We start from the raw sequence: 18,065 nt of genomic DNA, 5'->3' as shown, positions 1-18,065 counted from the left end.
GGTATGACCATGACAAGCGATGACCGCATCAAACTTGAGCCCAGCTGGAAGCAGGCGCTGCGCGATGAGTTCGAAAAACCTTACATGTCGCAACTGCGTGAGTTCCTGCGCCAGGAGCATGCCGAAGGCAAGGAAATCTATCCGCCGGGGCCGCTGATCTTCAATGCGCTCAACTCGACGCCGCTGGACAAGGTGAAAGTGGTGATTCTTGGCCAGGACCCGTATCACGGCCCCGGTCAGGCGCATGGCCTGTGCTTTTCGGTACAGCCCGGCGTGCCTGCGCCACCTTCGCTGGTGAACATCTTCAAGGAATTGAAGCGCGACCTGAACATCGACATCCCCAACCACGGCTGCCTGCAATCCTGGGCCGATCAGGGCGTGCTGATGCTCAACACCACCCTGACCGTGCAGCGGGCCAACGCGGCGTCGCATGCTGGCAAAGGCTGGCAGCATTTCACCGACAAAGTCATCGAAGTCGTCAGCGCCCATCAGCCGCATCTGGTCTTCCTGCTGTGGGGCTCCCATGCGCAGAGCAAGCAGAAACTGGTGGACGCCACCAAGCATCTGGTACTGACCTCCGTCCACCCGTCACCGTTGTCGGCCTATAAAGGCTTCCTGGGCAACGGCCATTTCGGGCGTACCAACAAGTATCTGGAGCAGAATGGGTTGGAGCCGATTGATTGGCGGCTGTAGGGGAGTCCAAAGCTGCAAGCCTCAAGCCTCAAGCTTTAAGCTTTAAGCTTTAAGTCAAAAGCTTGCAGCTTGCAGCTTGCAGCTCCTATCTCCTATCCCATCGCCTAAACAACGGCTCTGCCAGAAACAGCACGAACAGCAAGCGCATGACCTGCATCGCCGTCACCAGTGGCACTGATAGCTGAAGCACTTCCGCCGTCAGGCTCATTTCGGCGATGCCGCCGGGCATCATGCCCAGGGTCAGGGAGCGCAGGTCCAGATGGGTGAGGGTGCTCAGGCCGAGGGCGGCGAGGGTGGCTATCACCATGGTCAGCGCCGTGCCCACCAGCGTTCGTGCGAGAAAGGACGGTGCCCGCCTGAAGAACTCACGATTGAAATGACAGCCCAGGCCACTGCCGATCAGCAGTTGACCGAGCTGGCTGGCGCCGTGGGGCAGTCCGATTTTCAAGTCCCAGGCGACACTGACCACCGAGCTGAGCAGCAAGGGGCCGAATAGCCAGGGGTTGGGTTGTTTGAGGCGTTGCCAGAGCAAAGCCAGTAAAGCGCCAGCGGGCAGCAGAAACAGCAGCCACCGCCAGTCTACGGTTGTGGAGTGCAGCGCCGGAGCGCCGTCGCCCAGCAGGTATTTGAAGATCGCCGGTACACACAGCACCACAGCCAGTACCCGCAGACTTTGAGCCGCAGCCACGCTGCTCAGGGTCGCGCCATTGCGTGCGCCGAGGTTGACCATCTCCCCCGAACCACCCGGCATGCTGGAGAAAAACGCCGTAGGGCGGTCTTCTCCGGTGCGTAGCATCAGCCACACGCCGACCACGCTGGAAAGGCTGGTGACCAGCGCGCCCACGACAATCAGGCCGAAGTGTTCCAGTACTTGTTCGATGACCACAGGGGTGAAGTGCAGACCGATCCCGATGCCGATGATCAGTTGCCCGAATTTGCGACCGCCAGGGATTTGCGTCAGTTGCCAAGGTGTCAGGCAGCGAACCAGGATGATCGCCAGCAACGAGCCGACCATCCATGGCAAAGGCCAGCCGACCTGGCTGGCGAGGTATCCGCCAAGCAGGCCGACCAGCGGGGTACCCCACCAGCTACGAAAGGACCGGTCAGACATCGGCCAGTGCGCGAGACTGTTTGGAACGCTTGCGCCAGATCCGGTACAGCGGGAACAGCAGCATGAAAATCGTCAGGATCCAGACACCGATGCTGATCGGGCTGGCCCACAGGATTTCCAGCGCGCCATTGGAGATTGACAGCGCACGGCGCAGGTTCTGCTCCATCAAACCACCCAGAATGAAGCCCAGCAGGATCGGCGACAGCGGGAAATCCAGCTTGCGCAGGATGTAGCCGAAGATACCGATACCCACCATCAGGAACAGGTCGAAGGTCGTGGCATGCACGGCATAGACGCCAATCGCGGTAATGATCGCGATCACCGGCACCAGCGCCCAGTTCGGCACGGCAAGGATGCGGGTGAAGATGCGGATCATCGGGATGTTGAGGATCACCAGCATGATGTTGGCGATGAACAACGAGGCGATCAGGCCCCAGACAATGTCCGGTTGCTGCTGGAACAGCATCGGGCCGGGTGTGATGTTGTACAGCGACAGGGCGCCGATCATCACCGCCGTGGTGCCGGAACCCGGAACACCCAGGGTCAGCATCGGCACCAGCGCGCCGCAGGCGGTTGCGCCGATGGCGGTTTCCGGTGCTGCGAGGCCGCGCATGTCGCCCTGGCCGAACTTGCCGCTCGGGCCGGCAATGCGTTTTTCGGTCATGTAGGCCACGGCGCTGGCCAGTGTTGCACCGGCGCCCGGCAGTACGCCCAGGCCGAAACCGAGCAGGCCGCAACGAATGTTCACGATGAACACCGCCGAAGCTTCCTTGAGGTTGAACATCATGCGCCCGGTGGCTTTCACGGCTTCCTGGCCATGATGGGTTTTTTCCAGCAGCAACAGAATCTCGCTGATGGAAAACAGGCCCAGCACCAGCACCACGAACTGAATGCCGTCAGTCAGATGAATGTTGTCACCGGTAAAGCGGTACACGCCGCTGTTGGCATCGATACCGACTGCCGAAAGGAACAGGCCGATCAGTGCGGCGATAAAGGTCTTGAGTGGCCGATCACCCGCCATACCGCCCAGGCAGACAATCGCAAAGACCATCAGCACGAAATACTCTGCCGGTCCGAAGGCTATCGCCCACTTGGCCAGTAACGGCGCAAACAGCACCATGCCGCAGGTGGCGATGAATGCCCCGATGAAGGAACTCCAGGCCGACAGCGACAGCGCGACACCCGCCAGCCCTTTACGGGCCATGGGATAACCGTCCAGCGTGGTCATCACGGTAGAGGCTTCGCCGGGGATGTTCAGCAGGATCGAGCTGATGCGGCCGCCGTATTCACAACCCAGATAAACCGCAGCCAGAAGAATCAGCGCCGATTCAGGCGGCAGGCCCAGAGCGAAAGCGATGGGAATCAGCAGCGCGACGCCGTTGATCGGGCCAAGGCCCGGCAGCAGGCCGACGACGGTGCCGATCAAGGTGCCGGACAATGCCGTGACCAGGTTGTAAGGCGTGAGGGCGACACCGAATCCCTGGCCCAGATAGCTGAAAGTATCCATATCAATTCTCCAGAACGCTGAGCAGGCCCAGGGGCAAGGGGACGTCCATGGCTTTATCGAACAGCAGATAAAGACCGATGCTCATCAAGGTCACGACGATGCTGCCTGGCACCCAGCGACCGCCATACAGGCGTGCCATGGGAATGCCGATCAGGATGCTGCTGAGGATGAAACCCAGAGGTTCGAACAGACCGGCGAACACCAGTAGCAGTGCGATGCAGGTGCCGATCTTGATCAGGGTTTCGCGATCCAGAGGCGGTTCGTCTTCGGAGTGCACGATGGGCGTCGGGCGAAACAGCAGGTACAGCAAAGCCAGGCCCATCAGCCCGAGCATCAACAGCGGAAAGGCGCGAGGGCCTACAGGTTCATAGGAAAACGGGGCCTGATACGGCCAGGCCATCAGCGTCAGGCCTGCGCATACCAGTAACAGTGCAGCAGCGAAAATGCGTTGCAAGACCATGGGAAGCTCCTGTTTTGCGCCTGCCGGGCAGGCGCAACGGGTCGTCAGTCAATTGAGTTCAACAATCACTGAATCAGGCCGAATTCCTTGGCCAGCATCTTGTAGTCCGCAACCTGTTTCTTGACGTAGGCGTCCAGTTCCGGACCGGTCATGGCGAAGGGGAACAGCTCGCGCTGGTCGCGCAGCTTGGCGAACTCCGGGGAAGCCAGCATTTTGTCGAACGAGGTTTTCCACCATTCATAGGCTTCGTCGCTGACTTTGGGGCCGACATAGAAACCACGAACCACAGGCCAGACGATGTCGTAGCCTTGTTCCTTGGCGGTCGGAATGTCTTTCATTTCCGGCTCGTCGATGCGTTTGTCGGCGAAGACCGCCAGCAGTCGCATATCACCGCTCAGGATGTGGGGCATGGAGTCGGAGATGTCGGTACTGCCCACCTGAATGTGGCCGCCGAGCAGGGCTGTCGCGATTTCACCGCCGCCTTCCAGTGCCACATAGCGCAGGGCGCGAGGATTGATGCCTGCTGCTTTGGCGATCAGGGCGGTCTGCATCCAGTCCTGGCTGCCGACGGTGCCACCGGAGCCGATCACCACTTTGCTTGGGTCGGTCTTGAGGGCTTGCACCAGGTCATCGAGATTTTTGTAAGGCGAATCGCTCTTGACCGCGATGGCGCCATAGCTGGTGCCTACTGCAGCGAGCCAGCGCACGGCATTTTCATCGAAGCGGCCGAACTTGCCCTGGGCCAGGTTGAGCAGCGAACCGCTGGACCAGGCCACCAGTGTCCCGGCATCGGAGGGTCGTTGCGCGACCACTGCGTTGTACGCCACGGCACCGACACCGCCTGGCATGTAGGTCACGCGCATCGGGGTGCTCAGGATTTTTTCGTTGATCAGCGCGCTCTGTACCAGCTTGCAGGTCAGGTCGAAGCCACCACCGGGCGAGGCCGGCGCGATACATTCCGGGCGCTTGGGTTCTGCGGCGAACAATTGGGTAGCAACCAGCATGCAGCCGGCGGCCAGGCTCAAATGACGCAAGGATAAAATCATGGTCAGTCTCCTGAAACGTTTTTGTTTTTGGATAGAGAAGCTGTTCAGTACGATTTGTGTCGAACGGACTGTTGAGCGACACGCTTTATCGTTGACGCAGATGAGGGCATCGCAAGCGGGATGTGGGATCGCAGAGCAGGAGTGAGGTGGTCGAGGGTTCGACACGGTAGACGGGTTGCAAAGCCTGGGATGGCTTGGACATGGTTGACTCCGTTTATTGTTTTTATTTTACAGACGCATCCGGGCGCCTTTATTTACGTGCCCCTTTTTGCGGGCCGTATCGCGATGCTAAATGGTGAACCTTTCAAAAACCTTTCAACTATCTTTCAGGTGTCTACTCAATAGCCTCCAGTTGTTTCAATGCTTCACAGGTTGTGGCACGCCTGTACACTCCGTCTTCGTGCCTTCATTACACCATTCATGATTCAGGAGACGGCGATGCGTGTTCTTCTCGTCGAAGACCATCTGCAATTGGCTGAAAGTATCGCCCAGGCGCTCAAGAACGCGGGTTTGAACGTTGATGTACTGCACGATGGCGTGGCTGCCGACCTGGCCTTGGGCAGTGAGGAATATGCAGTGGCAATCCTCGATGTAGGGCTGCCGCGCCTGGATGGGTTCGAAGTGCTGGGGCGTCTGCGGGCGCGGGGCAAGAATCTGCCGGTGCTGATGCTGACCGCACGCAGCGACGTGAAGGATCGGGTTCACGGCCTCAATCTGGGGGCCGACGATTATCTGGCCAAGCCGTTCGAGCTTTCGGAGCTGGAGGCGCGGGTCAAGGCGCTGCTGCGTCGCAGTGTGCTGGGTGGTGAGCGGCAACAGCGCTGCGGTGTGCTGGCCTATGATCTGGACACCAGGCGCTTCACGCTGGGCAGCGATCTGCTGACGCTGACCTCCCGTGAGCAGGCCGTGCTCGAAGTGTTGATTGCCAGGCCGGGCCGGGTGATGAGCAAGGAGCAACTGGCGGCCCAGGTGTTTGGTCTTGATGAAGAAGCCAGCCCGGATGCCATCGAGATCTACGTCCATCGCCTGCGCAAGAAGCTTGATGGTCACCCCATCGCGATCGTGACTTTCCGTGGCCTGGGTTACCTGCTGGAAAATCGCGATGCATAACGACAGCCTGCGTTGGCGACTGTTATGGAACCTGGCATTGCTGCTGATCGTGCTGATGCTGGCCAGCGGCATGAGTGCCTACTGGAATGGGCGGGAAGTGGCCGATACGGCCTATGACCGCACGTTGCTGGCTTCGGCGCGGACCATCGCGGCCGGCCTGACCCAGCGTGACGGTACGCTGAGTGCCGATGTGCCTTATGTGGCCCTCGATACCTTTGCCTACGACAGCGAGGGCCGCATTTATTACCTGGTCAACGACATCAACAAGACGCTGATTTCGGGCTATGAACACCTGCCTTCTCCGCCGTCCGGAACCTTGCGCACCGACGATTACCCGGCACTCGCCAAGTTCTACAACGGGGTTTACCTGGGCCAGGATGTGCGAGTGGTCAGCCTGCTCAAGCCGGTCAGCGAACCCGGCATGAACGGAATGGCGGAAATTCGCGTGGCTGAAACCCAGGAGGCCAGGGTGCGCATGGCCCGCAGCCTCATGGCCGACACCCTGCTGCGCCTGGGCATGCTGGGCGGCGGTGCCTTGTTACTGGTCTGGATCACGGTCAGTTCCACCTTGCGTCCGCTGGAGCGATTGCGCACCGCCGTGGAGGAGCGACAACCCGATGACCTGCGCGCTCTGCCCATGGTCGAGGTCCAGCGTGAGCTGCGTCCGCTGGTCAATGCGCTTAACCACTTCACCGAGCGCCTGCGTTTGCAGTTCGAGCGGCAGGCTCAGTTCATTGCCGATGCGGCCCATGAATTGCGCACGCCACTGGCTGCACTCAAGGCCAGGGTCGAGCTTGGCTTGCGCGATCCCGACCCTGTGCAGTGGCGTTCAACCCTTGAGGCCGCTGCCCAGGGAACGGATCGACTGACGTCTCTGGCCAATCAGTTGTTGTCACTGGCGCGCATCGAGAATGGTGCCCGGGCGATTGCCGAAGGCGGGGTGCAGAAGCTGGATCTGAGCCAGCTGGCCCGCGAGCTGGGCATGGCCATGGCGCCACTGGCCCATTCACGCGGCGTTGCCCTGGCTCTTGAAGCGGATGAGCCGGTCTGGTTGCGGGGGGAGCCGACGCTTCTCAATGAATTGCTGAGCAACCTGATCGACAATGCCCTGGCGCATACCCCGGTAGGCGGCAACGTGGTGTTGCGGGTCTATGCGCCGTGCATTCTTGAGGTCGAGGACGATGGTTCAGGCATTCCACAGGAAGACCGCGAGCGGGTGTTCGAGCGTTTCTACCGTCGCAATCAGCAGGGCAACGGTTCCGGGCTGGGGCTGGCGATAGTCGGTGAGATCTGCCGCGCCCATCTGGCGCAGATATCCCTGCATGACGGGGCGCAGCGTGGTCTCAAGGTCCGGGTCAGCTTTGCGGCCTATCAGTAAAGCATGCCCATGGCTTCGTCCATTTCCGCACTCAGCAGTCCACCTGCCACATTCAGTCCCAATTGATGAAAGGCTGGCAGGTCGACAATGTCGATCTGGCTGAAAGGGTGATTGGTGTTCCTGTGGATATGGATGGTCGCGACCTGCACCAGATCGATGTAGTCGGCGCTCCGGGACACTCGGGTGAAGTCCTGGAACTGCGCCGGGACTGCTGCCAGCGGCTCCGGGAAATCCCATGAGCGCAGCAGGCGTTCCCCGATGATCGGGTGAATGTTGTCGATCACATGGTTGAGACTGATTGCGTCGGACAGCAGGTCGAAATGGTCTTCGGCATACGTCAGGATCGGCAGGATGCCGATCAGGTGAATCAGCCCGGCGAGCGTCGCCTGATCCGGCTTCAGGTTGGTGTGCCGATGGCAGAGGGTGTAGCTGATCCCGGCCACCTGCAGGCTCTGTTTCCAGATTTCCCGCATCTTCTGTTCGACGACTTCCGACTTGGCGTGAAACATCTGCTCGACCACGAGCCCGATGGCCAGGTTACAGGTGTAATTGACCCCCAGGCGACGGATCGCAGTGTTCACGTCGCTGACTTCAAAGTTGGCACGCAGCAGCGGGCTGTTGGCAACCTTGATCAGGCGTGCGGACAGGGCGGTGTCACTGCCGATGACTCTGCTGAGTTCGGCAATGCTTATTTCGGTGTTCTCGGCAGCCATGCGGATTTTCAAGGCTACCTCTGGCAGGGTAGGCAGAAACAAGGCATCTCTATCGATTGCCTTGATCAGGTTTCTCTGCACCTCGTCAGCCATCTTGCTCATGTTGCATCTCGCAGCCGTTAGGGGTGTTCAGACCGCCTGGCGCCGGGTGGGCGTCAGGAGGCCTGATAACTTTTGTGACAGTTGTAGCGCGCGGGTGTTCGCTGCGTGACTTAACGCTGGGTTTCGAGCTTGCTGTCCAGGGTGTAGGGCAGTTCGCTCAATTGCAGGGTGGGTCCGTCTGGCGAGCCGAGATGAAGGTTGCCGCTTTCGGCAGCATCGGCCTGCAGCACCGCCAGCAACTCGATGCCTTGTTCGGCACTGGCTGCGATAACGACATTGCCCACGGCGCTGTTGTGTACAGGTGAGAACAGTGACGTGCCGGGTTCGGGAAGCTCGCTGGCTTCAAGTGTCAGGCGATAAAGCCTGCGCTTGAGTTTGCCAAGATACTGCATGCGGGCGACGATTTCCTGGCCGGTGTAGCAGCCTTTCTTGAAGCTGACACCGCCGACGGCCTGCAGATTGATCATCTGCGGGATGAATTCTTCGCGAGTGGTGCCCACGACCTGACCGATACCGGCACGGATCTGGCCCAGAAGCCAGTCATTGAGCGGGCCTTCAGGCAGTTGGGCGGCCAGTCGCGATTTCACCTCTTCTGCCTGTTCGGCACGAACCCAGAGTTCGGCGCGGGCAGGGGAGACGCGAATGGCAAGCAAATCGTTGGCGCGCACCAGTGCGTCGGTGTCCTGAGGCAGGTCCAGCCCGAGGCTGACCAGGGCGCCATCGCCATCCTGCAGGCCGAAACGCACCCAGGCGGCGCTCTCGTCGGTCAGCTTGGATTTGGAGAAGACCGCATATTTTTTCAGGTCCAGCAGTTGCGGTTCGATCAGCTCGCTGGCCATTGCCAGCAGGCAGCCATCGCCTTCGAGCACGATGCGGAAACTCGACTGCATGCGGCCTTTTTGTGTGCAGCGGGCACCCAGGCTGGATTTGCCATCGTTCAGGTAGTTGAGGTTGCAGGTCAGTTGACCTTGCAGGAATTTGCTGGCATCCACGCCGCGAACGGCAAGAATGCCCTCATGGGATAGCGTGCTGAAGAAAGCTGAGTGGGCCATGGTCATCGCAAGAGGAAAAAGTCTGGGGCACATCATAGTGCCGAGTCGTGAATATGGGTATATGAAAACTGCTGCGACCATTGGGCAATTCGCTCAATCGGCTCGCGCCTGTATACTCGCGGCCTACTTTGAGGAGCGCTCCATGGTCGAAGACGTAGAACTCAACCGCCTTTATTGGCACAGCCGCCGCGGCATGCTTGAACTGGACGTGCTGCTTGTGCCGTTTGTCCGGGAAGTCTACCCGCAATTGAATCAGGAAGATCGTGACCTTTATCGTCGCCTGCTCACTTGCGAGGATCAGGACATGTTCGGCTGGTTCATGCAGCGCGCCGAGTCCGAAGATCCCGAGTTGCAGCGCATGGTTCGCATGATTCTGGACCGTGTCCAGCCCAAGTGATGGTTTCGAGTGCCACTGGCAGGCTTCAAGCCTGCTGTTGGTCGGGTACCTGAGCGCCCAGTTGCTGGCGCTCGTTGCCCTGTTTTACCTCGATATTCCCGGCTGGGCTTCTGTTCCCGGCGCTGTGCTTTGTGTTGTCCATGGATTGTGGGTCGTTCCCCGATCGATCCTGCTCAGTCACCCCACGGCAGTGACGGCCTTGCGGCGTAATCGCAAGGGGTGGCAGTTATGGAGCGAGCAGGGCGGCTGGCAGTCTGTGCAGCTCTGTCGTGACAGCCTGGCTTTGCCATGGATCGTCATTTTGCGCTTTCGTCCCGTAAAAGAGGGGCGAGTCGGGCGCTGTACGCAAAGCATCTGCATCCCTCGTGACGCACTGACGCCGGATACCCATCGGCGCCTGCGCGTACGCCTGAAATTCAGTTCGCGTAGGTGGGCGGTACCAGAATAGTGTCCAGCGCCTGAGGCAGCATGTCCGGGTAATCCAGGGTGTAATGCAGGCCACGGCTTTCCTTGCGCTCCATGGCCGAGCGGATCATCAATTCTGCTACCTGCGCCAGATTGCGCAGCTCGATCAGGTCGCGGCTGACTTTGTAGTTGCTGTAGAACTCATCGATCTCGTCGAGCAGCAGGCGAACCCGATGCTGGGCGCGTTGCAGGCGCTTGTTGGTGCGCACGATGCCGACGTAGTCCCACATGAAACGCCGCAGTTCATCCCAGTTGTGCGCGATGATCACGTCTTCGTCCGAGTCGGTCACCTGGCTGGCATCCCAGGCGGGCAGGTTGTCCGGCATCTGGATATGGGTCAGTTGCTCTTCGATGTCGGCAGCCGCCGAGCGTGCGTAGACAAAGCATTCGAGCAGCGAGTTGCTGGCCATGCGGTTGGCGCCGTGCAGGCCCGTGAAGCTGGTTTCGCCGATGGCGTACAGACCGGGCACGTCGGTGCGTCCCTTGTTGTCGACCATCACGCCGCCGCACGTGTAATGCGCGGCCGGCACCACCGGAATCGGTTGTCGGGTGATGTCGATGGAGAATTCCAGACAGCGCTCGTAGACCGTCGGGAAGTGGGTCTTGATGAAGGCTTCAGGCTTGTGGCTGATGTCCAGATAGACGCAATCGATGCCCAGGCGCTTCATTTCATGGTCGATGGCCCGGGCGACGATATCCCGTGGGGCCAGTTCGGCGCGCTCGTCGAAGCGTGGCATGAAGCGTTCGCCGTTGGGCAGCTTGAGATACGCGCCTTCGCCACGTAATGCTTCAGTAATCAGAAAGCTCTTGGCCTGCGGGTGATACAGGCAGGTCGGGTGAAACTGGTTGAATTCCAGGTTGGCGACCCTGCAGCCGGAACGCCAGGCCATGGCAATGCCGTCGCCACAGGCGCCGTCCGGGTTGCTGGTATAGAGGTAGACCTTTGCTGCACCCCCCGAGGCCAGAATGGTGAAGCGCGCGCCGTAGGTGTCGACTTCTCCGGTCTTGCGGTTGAGTACATAAGCGCCCAGGCAGCGTTGGCCCGTCAGGCCCAGGCGTCGCTCGGTGATCAGGTCGATGGCGGCGCGCTGGTCCAATAGCTCGATATTCGGGCGCTTGCTGGCCTGCTCGAACAGGGTCTTGAAAATGGCGGCACCGGTCGCGTCGGCGGCGTGGATTATCCGGCGATGGCTGTGGCCGCCTTCGCGGGTCAGGTGGAATTCAAAACCGCTTTCTTCGGTGTCCGAATGGTCGCCACGGGTAAAAGGTACGCCCTGATCGATCAGCCACTGGATGGATTCACGGCTGTGTTCGACCGTGAAGCGCACCGCTTCTTCATTGCACAGGCCGCCGCCGGCATTGAGGGTGTCTTCGACATGGGATTGTACGGTGTCGGTGTCGTCGAGCACGGCCGCGACGCCGCCCTGGGCCCAGAATGTAGAGCCATTGGACAGGTCGCCCTTGCTCAGGACGGCAATGCGCAAATGTCCGGGAAGGGTCAGCGCCAGACTCAACCCTGCCGCGCCGCTGCCAATCACCAGTACATCGTGCTGAAAATGTTGACTCATCTATGAATTCTGCCTTTGGCGGCCATCAGGTTCTGTGATTTCAGTATGGTTTTGCGCTATGCCACGGATCGGGTGGACATGCTTTGTTTTGCGCAGTCATGGAGTTCGTGCTGAAACGGCAACAGGCCCTAGTATAAGTAAGGGGGTATCGGCACAATAGCCTCGCCTTTATGGCAATCTGAGACTATTGCGGCACAGGATTGTGCGCCAGTCCCTGATGTCATGCATACCGTTTTCCATTGAGTCGCTTATCAGGGCTGCAGCATTGGCCTGATTCCGGGAGAAAGGTGTCTTGCGCCTGTGAATGAGCATGGGAACTTTTAATCGGGCCTATGCTCAATAGCGGGTTGCCTATAAAGGAACAGCGCCGGTCTGCACGAAGTCGATCGATCATCGACAGTGGGACCGGCGACAAGACTATTCACGCAGCCGACCTTGGTCGAGCTGCGTTTTTCGTGCAGGTCTAATCACTGCCTGCAGGAAACTTGCTTGGAAGGGGAGAACTTTTGCGAAAAGCCCGAGTCTATGTTTGCAAGCCTGAACAATGGCTGATGCAACACCCCTCCATGCTCAACGAGGAGTGTTCATGCTAACCCAGGAAGAGGATCAGCAGCTTGTCGAGCGCGTTCAGCGCGGTGACACGCGAGCATTTGATCTGTTGGTGCTGAAGTATCAGCACAAGATTCTAGGGTTGATCGTGCGATTCGTGCACGACACCCATGAGGCTCAAGACGTTGCACAGGAAGCCTTTATCAAGGCCTATCGTGCACTAGGCAACTTTCGCGGTGACAGTGCTTTCTATACATGGCTGTACCGCATCGCCATCAACACGGCGAAAAACTATTTGGTGTCGCGCGGTCGGCGACCACCAGATAGCGATGTAAGGTCTGAAGATGCGGAGTTCTACGATGGCGATCATGGCCTCAAGGACATCGAATCGCCAGAGCGTGCATTGTTGAGGGATGAGATCGAGGGCACTGTCCATCGGACCATCCAGCTTCTCCCGGAAGATTTGCGCACTGCACTAACTTTGCGTGAATTTGATGGTCTGAGTTACGAAGACATTGCGAGCGTCATGCAATGTCCCGTTGGTACCGTGCGCTCCCGGATCTTCCGCGCTCGGGAAGCCATCGACAAAGCCCTGCAGCCGTTGTTGCAGGAATCCTGAGACAGCGGCGATAGCCAAGAGAGGAAACCGCCATGAGTCGTGAAGCCCTGCAGGAATCGCTGTCCGCAGTGATGGATAACGAAGCGGATGAGTTGGAATTACGTCGGGTACTGAATGCAATTGACGACGCCGAAACACGTGCAACGTGGTCGCGTTATCAGGTTGCCCGTGCAGCCATGCATAAAGAGTTGCTGGTGCCTCATCTGGATATTTCGGCTGCTGTATCTGCCGCAATCGCCGATGAAGTGAGCCCGCTGAAGGTCGCTCGCGGCCCGTGGCGCACTCTGGGTCGTCTGGCCGTTGCCGCTTCGGTAACTGTCGCCGTTCTGGCAGGTGTTCGTCTCTATAACCAGGACGAAATCGCCGGTGCCCAGTTGGCTCAGCAGGTTCAGCAGCCAGCCAACCTGTCCGTGCCGCAAGTCAAAGGCCCGGCAGTACTGGCCGGTTACACCGAGCCAACCGAGCAGACCGGTCCTATGGCCAATGGTGTCTTGCAGGGTCAGGCCGGTGAAGGCGATCAGCGTCTGCCTGGTTATCTGCGTCAACACGCTCAGGAAGCAGCGTTGAAAGGCACTGAAAGCGCGCTGCCATACGCACGTGCTGCAAGTCTGGAAAACCGTTAAGGAAGAGCATGCGAGCCGTCCCGCTATTACCGCTTCTGCTCGGTGGATGGCTTGCCCTTCCCGCGCATGCCGATGATGCGCAAGACATGTTCAAGCGTCTTGCGCAAGCCAATCAGCAACAGAGCTACCAGGGTACTTTCGTTTACGAACGTAACGGCAGCTTCTCCACTCACCGTATCTGGCACAGTGTCGGTAACGGTAAGGTCAGTGAGAGGCTGCTGCAGCTCGATGGCTCTGCTCAGGAAGTCTTGCGTGTTGACGGTCTGACACAATGTGTCAGTGGCACGCTTGTTTCGGGCGTTGCCAATCCCTCCGATTCTACTGCGCGTATTTTCGATACCCAAAAACTCTCGGCCTGGTACGACATGACGATTGTCGGCAAGTCCAGAGTTGCAGGTCGGGCGGCTACTATTGTGGCCATTACGCCCAAGGACCAGCACCGCTACGGGATCGAGTTGCATGTGGATAACGAAACCGGTCTGCCTCTGAAGTCTCTTCTGTTGAGCGAGAAAGGGCAGTTGCTGGAGCGTTTCCAGTTTACCGAGCTCGATACAGTCGCACCTTCCGCAGCGTCGCTGCAGCCCAGTTCCGATTGCAAGGCGGTGAGTGCCGTCAAGGCCAAGGCTGAGCCTTCAAGCGCGCCTGTTGCGTGGCGCTCCGAATGGCTGCCGCCAGGTTTCGAGCTCAGCAGCAGTGCCGCCCGCAAGGATCCTGCTTCGAAAGCGCTAGTCTCCAGCCTGATGTACAGCGATGGCCTGGCGCGTTTCTCGGTATTCATCGAGTCGGTGAGCGATGGCTCGACGACGGATATCCGTACCCAGCTTGGGCCTACGGTCGCCGTGTCGCGCAGGCTCACCACGCCGCGTGGTGTCGTGATGGTGACTGTGGTTGGCGAGATTCCCATGGGGACCGCTGAGCATGTGGCTCTGTCCATGCGCAGCACCGATATGCAGGCCAGCAAGTAATCCTGTCCTGACAGGTAACGTTGGAAATGATGTCAATGCCCGGGATGTATAAAAGGTTTCATCTTGGGCTCGATAACACGCCAGACCGCAGTTCACCTGGCCTTGGGCAGAGATACTGAAATGTTTGGTGAGGTTTGCAAGTTGCAAAAACTCTCGTTTTTTTCTATAGGTCACAGCCTTGCAGCTCTGGCCTTTGTCGTTTCTGGGGCCGGAAAGCTGGTCCAGGTGTCGCATCCTATGCGGCGCATGAGTCTTTGAGCCAGTCGCTCTGTACTGCTTAACTTTGCTCGTTGTTAACGGGAGCCGTATGTCGATACCACGTTTGAAATCTTATGTTTCGCTGATTGCCGCCGTGATGATGCTCGGCCAGGTCGCTGTGGCTCAGGCCGAGGACTTGCCGGATTTCACCGGACTGGTTGAACAGGCTTCGCCTGCGGTAGTGAATATCAGCACCCGTCAAAAAATGCCTGATCGTGCGGTCGCCGGTCAGATTCCTGATATGGAAGGCCTGCCGCCCATGTTGCGCGAGTTTCTCGAACGCAGCATGCCACCTGGATCTCGTGCTCCCGGGAAGGGGGATCGCCAGCGCGAAGCTCAATCCCTGGGTTCGGGCTTCATCATTTCCGGTGATGGCTATGTCCTGACCAACAACCATGTGATCGATGGCGCCGATGAAATCATCGTTCGCCTTTCCGATCGCAGTGAATTGAAGGCCAAGCTGGTCGGCACCGATCCGCGTACCGACGTTGCTGTCCTGAAGATCGATGGCAAGAACCTGCCTACCGCCAAGTTGGGTAACTCCAACAAGCTGAAAGTGGGTGAGTGGGTGCTGGCCATCGGTTCGCCGTTCGGCTTTGATCATTCGGTGACCAAAGGCATCGTCAGCGCCAAGGGTCGCAGTCTGCCGAACGATACTTATGTGCCGTTCATCCAGACCGACGTGGCGATCAATCCGGGTAACTCGGGTGGTCCGCTGTTCAACATGGCTGGTGAAGTCGTGGGTATCAACTCGCAGATTTTCACCCGCTCCGGCGGGTTCATGGGCCTGTCGTTCGCGATCCCTATCGATGTGGCCATGGATGTCGCCAATCAGCTCAAGGCCAATGGCAAGGTCAATCGTGGCTGGCTGGGTGTAGTGATCCAGGAGGTCAACAAGGACCTGGCCGAATCCTTCGGTCTCGACAAGCCTGCTGGCGCCCTGGTTGCGCAGGTGCTTGAAGATGGCCCGGCAGCAAAAGGTGGCCTGCAGGTCGGTGATGTGATCCTCAGTGCCAACGGTCAGCCGATTGTCATGTCCGCAGACCTTCCGCACCTGATCGGCAATCTCAAGGATGGCAGCAAGGCCGAGCTTGAAGTGATCCGTGATGGCAAGCGTCAGAATCTGACCGTCACCGTCGGCGCCCTGCCGGACGAAGGTCAGGAAATGGGTGCTACAGGCCCGGGAGCCGAGCGCAGCAGCAATCGCCTGGGTGTTTCGGTGATCGAGCTGACTGCCGAGCAGAAGAAGAGCTTCGACCTCAAGGGTGGCGTGGTCATCAAGGAAGTGCAGGGTGGTCCGGCAGCACTGATCGGTCTGCAGGCGGGTGATGTCATCACTCACCTGAACAATCAGGCCATCGTTTCGGCGAAGCAATTCACCGAAGTCGCCAAGAGCCTTCCGAAGGATCGTTCCGTCTCCATGCGCGTTCTGCGTCAGGGGCGGGCAAGTTTCATTACCTTCAAACTGGCTGAGTAATCGGCAGGTTTGACGAAAAAGGGCGGTCTATACCGCCCTTTTTTGTGGGTGTCTGCCGGATGGGTATTGTTCTGTATCCCTCTGGGCGTGACGCCTCTTGCTTCCTTCAGGTACAATTCCCGGCTATTTTTCGGCGGGCAATCTGCCTGCAACCTTTTTGAGTGTTGATCCGTGAGTGATTTGAGTCATATCCGCAATTTCTCCATCATCGCCCACATTGACCATGGCAAGTCGACGCTGGCCGACCGCTTCATTCAAATGTGCGGTGGCCTGTCCGAGCGCGAAATGGAAGCGCAGGTCCTCGACTCCATGGATCTTGAGCGCGAGCGCGGGATCACCATCAAGGCCCACAGCGTAACCCTGTACTACAAGGCCAAAGACGGTAAGACCTACCAGCTGAACTTCATTGACACCCCGGGCCACGTGGACTTCACCTATGAAGTCAGCCGTTCCCTGGCCGCCTGTGAAGGCGCGCTGCTGGTCGTCGATGCCGGTCAGGGCGTGGAGGCACAGTCGGTTGCCAACTGCTACACCGCTATCGAGCAGGGCCTTGAGGTCATGCCGGTACTGAACAAGATGGACTTGCCGCAGGCCGATCCCGACCGCGTCAAGGAAGAGATCGAGAAGATCATCGGCATCGACGCCACCGATGCAGTGGCATGCAGCGCCAAGAGCGGCATGGGTGTCGACGAAGTGCTGGAGCGCCTGGTTGCGACCATTCCAGCACCCGAAGGCAATATCGAAGATCCGCTGCAGGCGTTGATCATCGACTCGTGGTTCGATAACTACCTGGGCGTTGTTTCCCTGGTGCGTGTTCGCCATGGCCGTGTCAAGAAAGGCGACAAGATCCTCGTCAAATCCACCGGCAAGGTGCACTTGGTCGACAGCGTGGGTGTGTTCAACCCCAAGCACACTGCGACCGTTGACCTCAAGGCCGGTGAAGTAGGCTTCATCATCGCGGGCATCAAGGACATTCATGGTGCTCCGGTCGGTGACACCCTGACCCTGAGCTCCACTCCCGATGTCGATGTGCTGCCAGGCTTCAAGCGCATTCAGCCTCAGGTCTATGCCGGCCTGTTCCCGGTCAGTTCGGACGATTTCGAAGATTTCCGTGAAGCTCTGCAAAAGCTGACGCTCAACGACTCTTCGCTGCAATACCTGCCGGAAAGCTCCGATGCCCTGGGCTTCGGCTTCCGCTGCGGCTTCCTGGGCATGCTCCACATGGAGATCATCCAGGAGCGTCTGGAGCGTGAATACGATCTGGACCTGATTACCACTGCGCCAACGGTAATTTTCGAGCTGTTGCTCAAGAACGGTGAAACGATTTACGTCGACAACCCGTCCAAGCTTCCTGACCTGTCCGCTATCGAGGACATGCGCGAGCCGATCGTGCGGGCCAATATTCTTGTGCCTCAGGAGCATCTGGGTAACGTCATTACGCTGTGCATCGAGAAGCGTGGCGTTCAGCACGACATGTTGTTCCTGGGTACCCAGGTTCAGGTGAGCTATGACCTGCCGATGAACGAAGTGGTCCTGGACTTCTTCGATCGTCTCAAGTCTGTCAGCCGTGGTTATGCTTCGCTGGATTATCATTTCGATCGTTACCAGTCAGCCAATCTGGTGAAACTCGATGTGTTGATCAACGGCGAGAAGGTCGACGCCTTGGCGTTGATCGTGCATCGTGACAACGCGCACTACAAAGGGCGTGCGTTGACCGAGAAAATGAAAGAGCTGATTCCGCGGCAGATGTTCGATGTGGCAATCCAGGCCGCCATTGGTGGTCAGATTGTGGCGCGTACAACCGTCAAGGCACTTAGAAAGAACGTACTGGCCAAATGTTATGGCGGCGACGTAAGCCGTAAGCGCAAGTTGCTGGAGAAGCAAAAGGCCGGTAAGAAACGCATGAAGCAGGTCGGCAACGTGGAGATCCCACAGGAAGCTTTCCTTGCAGTGCTCAGGTTGGAATAGTCAG

The 18,065-nt window shown here is 58.8% G+C and carries 17 protein-coding genes; 10 read left to right on the top strand and 7 right to left on the bottom strand.

Features of this window, described 5'->3' with window-relative positions:
* Positions 1-9: 9 nt before the first annotated feature.
* Positions 10-693: a uracil-DNA glycosylase gene (gene ung / locus KQP88_RS19215; RefSeq protein ID WP_216703915.1), complete on the top strand. Its 684-nt coding sequence runs from the start codon at positions 10-12 to the stop codon at positions 691-693.
* A gap of 85 nt (positions 694-778) precedes the next feature.
* Here the strand turns inward: ung and KQP88_RS19210 are convergent, their stop codons facing one another.
* The 4 genes from KQP88_RS19210 to KQP88_RS19195 form a co-directional block, all read right to left on the bottom strand.
* Complete coding sequence (locus KQP88_RS19210) at positions 779-1,804, bottom strand: AbrB family transcriptional regulator (protein ID WP_216703914.1); 1,026 nt, start codon at positions 1,802-1,804, stop codon at positions 779-781.
* Complete coding sequence (locus KQP88_RS19205; RefSeq protein ID WP_200992817.1) at positions 1,797-3,311, bottom strand: tripartite tricarboxylate transporter permease; 1,515 nt, start codon at positions 3,309-3,311, stop codon at positions 1,797-1,799. Before KQP88_RS19205 ends, KQP88_RS19210 begins: the two co-directional genes overlap by 8 nt.
* Position 3,312: 1 nt before the next feature.
* Positions 3,313-3,771: a tripartite tricarboxylate transporter TctB family protein gene (locus KQP88_RS19200; protein ID WP_198726142.1), complete on the bottom strand. Its 459-nt coding sequence runs from the start codon at positions 3,769-3,771 to the stop codon at positions 3,313-3,315.
* 65 nt (positions 3,772-3,836) lie between these two features.
* Positions 3,837-4,823, bottom strand: coding sequence for a Bug family tripartite tricarboxylate transporter substrate binding protein (locus KQP88_RS19195; protein WP_200992907.1), 987 nt, complete (start codon positions 4,821-4,823; stop codon positions 3,837-3,839).
* Between the two features lie 432 nt (positions 4,824-5,255).
* Between KQP88_RS19195 and KQP88_RS19190 the strand changes: the two genes are divergently transcribed.
* Positions 5,256-5,927, top strand: coding sequence for a response regulator (locus tag KQP88_RS19190; protein WP_200992816.1), 672 nt, complete (start codon positions 5,256-5,258; stop codon positions 5,925-5,927).
* Complete coding sequence (locus KQP88_RS19185) at positions 5,920-7,305, top strand: sensor histidine kinase (protein WP_216703913.1); 1,386 nt, start codon at positions 5,920-5,922, stop codon at positions 7,303-7,305. The genes KQP88_RS19190 and KQP88_RS19185 overlap by 8 nt, the downstream gene beginning before the upstream one ends.
* Here the strand turns inward: KQP88_RS19185 and KQP88_RS19180 are convergent.
* Positions 7,299-8,120 carry an HDOD domain-containing protein gene (locus KQP88_RS19180; RefSeq protein ID WP_198726145.1) on the bottom strand — a complete coding sequence of 274 codons (822 nt, stop codon included), beginning with the start codon at positions 8,118-8,120 and terminating at the stop codon, positions 7,299-7,301. The genes KQP88_RS19185 and KQP88_RS19180 overlap by 7 nt on opposite strands.
* A 110-nt stretch (positions 8,121-8,230) precedes the next feature.
* On the bottom strand, positions 8,231-9,172 hold the full coding sequence (ygfZ, locus tag KQP88_RS19175) for a CAF17-like 4Fe-4S cluster assembly/insertion protein YgfZ (protein ID WP_216703912.1): 942 nt from the start codon (positions 9,170-9,172) through the stop codon (positions 8,231-8,233).
* Positions 9,173-9,314: 142 nt separating this feature from the next.
* Between ygfZ and KQP88_RS19170 the strand changes: the two genes are divergently transcribed.
* Both KQP88_RS19170 and KQP88_RS19165 read left to right on the top strand, forming a co-directional pair.
* Positions 9,315-9,569 (top strand): FAD assembly factor SdhE, encoded by a 255-nt coding sequence (locus KQP88_RS19170; RefSeq protein ID WP_025261581.1) that lies wholly within the window; start codon positions 9,315-9,317, stop codon positions 9,567-9,569.
* Complete coding sequence (locus KQP88_RS19165) at positions 9,553-10,017, top strand: protein YgfX (protein ID WP_216703911.1); 465 nt, start codon at positions 9,553-9,555, stop codon at positions 10,015-10,017. The genes KQP88_RS19170 and KQP88_RS19165 overlap by 17 nt, the downstream gene beginning before the upstream one ends.
* Here the strand turns inward: KQP88_RS19165 and nadB are convergent.
* A complete protein-coding gene (gene nadB, locus KQP88_RS19160; RefSeq protein WP_216703910.1) occupies positions 9,986-11,602 on the bottom strand; it encodes an L-aspartate oxidase in 1,617 nt (538 codons plus the stop codon). The genes KQP88_RS19165 and nadB overlap by 32 nt on opposite strands.
* 586 nt (positions 11,603-12,188) lie before the next feature.
* On the opposite strand from nadB, the gene rpoE reads away from it, so the two are divergent.
* The 5 genes from rpoE (at position 12,189) to lepA (ending at position 18,061) form a co-directional block, all read left to right on the top strand.
* Positions 12,189-12,770 (top strand): RNA polymerase sigma factor RpoE, encoded by a 582-nt coding sequence (rpoE, locus tag KQP88_RS19155; protein WP_002554912.1) that lies wholly within the window; start codon positions 12,189-12,191, stop codon positions 12,768-12,770.
* 32 nt (positions 12,771-12,802) lie between these two features.
* A complete protein-coding gene (locus KQP88_RS19150) occupies positions 12,803-13,393 on the top strand; it encodes an RseA family anti-sigma factor (RefSeq protein ID WP_025261578.1) in 591 nt (196 codons plus the stop codon).
* A gap of 8 nt (positions 13,394-13,401) precedes the next feature.
* Positions 13,402-14,358: a MucB/RseB C-terminal domain-containing protein gene (locus KQP88_RS19145; RefSeq protein WP_025261577.1), complete on the top strand. Its 957-nt coding sequence runs from the start codon at positions 13,402-13,404 to the stop codon at positions 14,356-14,358.
* Positions 14,359-14,713: 355 nt separating this feature from the next.
* Positions 14,714-16,093, top strand: a complete 1,380-nt coding sequence (locus KQP88_RS19140; protein WP_253950618.1) for a DegQ family serine endoprotease — start codon at positions 14,714-14,716, stop codon at positions 16,091-16,093.
* 171 nt (positions 16,094-16,264) lie between these two features.
* Positions 16,265-18,061: a translation elongation factor 4 gene (gene lepA, locus KQP88_RS19135; protein ID WP_025261575.1), complete on the top strand. Its 1,797-nt coding sequence runs from the start codon at positions 16,265-16,267 to the stop codon at positions 18,059-18,061.
* The last annotated feature ends 4 nt before the right edge of the window (positions 18,062-18,065 follow it).

Origin of the sequence: Pseudomonas lijiangensis (assembly GCF_018968705.1) — a bacterium.
Lineage (GTDB): Bacteria > Pseudomonadota > Gammaproteobacteria > Pseudomonadales > Pseudomonadaceae > Aquipseudomonas > Aquipseudomonas lijiangensis.
Note: the sequence above shows the minus strand (reverse complement) of the source record. Positions and strands in the feature narration are given on the sequence as shown.

Excerpts from the sequence above, each read along its gene's own strand:
- ung (WP_216703915.1), top strand. The coding sequence starts at position 10 with ATGACAAGCGATGACCGCATCAAACTTGAGCCCAGCTGGAAGCAGGCG.
- KQP88_RS19210 (WP_216703914.1), bottom strand. The coding sequence starts at position 1,804 with ATGTCTGACCGGTCCTTTCGTAGCTGGTGGGGTACCCCGCTGGTCGGC.
- KQP88_RS19205 (WP_200992817.1), bottom strand. The coding sequence starts at position 3,311 with ATGGATACTTTCAGCTATCTGGGCCAGGGATTCGGTGTCGCCCTCACG.
- KQP88_RS19200 (WP_198726142.1), bottom strand. The coding sequence starts at position 3,771 with ATGGTCTTGCAACGCATTTTCGCTGCTGCACTGTTACTGGTATGCGCA.
- KQP88_RS19190 (WP_200992816.1), top strand. The coding sequence starts at position 5,256 with ATGCGTGTTCTTCTCGTCGAAGACCATCTGCAATTGGCTGAAAGTATC.
- KQP88_RS19185 (WP_216703913.1), top strand. The coding sequence starts at position 5,920 with ATGCATAACGACAGCCTGCGTTGGCGACTGTTATGGAACCTGGCATTG.
- KQP88_RS19180 (WP_198726145.1), bottom strand. The coding sequence starts at position 8,120 with ATGAGCAAGATGGCTGACGAGGTGCAGAGAAACCTGATCAAGGCAATC.
- ygfZ (WP_216703912.1), bottom strand. The coding sequence starts at position 9,172 with ATGGCCCACTCAGCTTTCTTCAGCACGCTATCCCATGAGGGCATTCTT.
- KQP88_RS19170 (WP_025261581.1), top strand. The coding sequence starts at position 9,315 with ATGGTCGAAGACGTAGAACTCAACCGCCTTTATTGGCACAGCCGCCGC.
- nadB (WP_216703910.1), bottom strand. The coding sequence starts at position 11,602 with ATGAGTCAACATTTTCAGCACGATGTACTGGTGATTGGCAGCGGCGCG.
- rpoE (WP_002554912.1), top strand. The coding sequence starts at position 12,189 with ATGCTAACCCAGGAAGAGGATCAGCAGCTTGTCGAGCGCGTTCAGCGC.
- KQP88_RS19150 (WP_025261578.1), top strand. The coding sequence starts at position 12,803 with ATGAGTCGTGAAGCCCTGCAGGAATCGCTGTCCGCAGTGATGGATAAC.
- KQP88_RS19145 (WP_025261577.1), top strand. The coding sequence starts at position 13,402 with ATGCGAGCCGTCCCGCTATTACCGCTTCTGCTCGGTGGATGGCTTGCC.
- KQP88_RS19140 (WP_253950618.1), top strand. The coding sequence starts at position 14,714 with ATGATGCTCGGCCAGGTCGCTGTGGCTCAGGCCGAGGACTTGCCGGAT.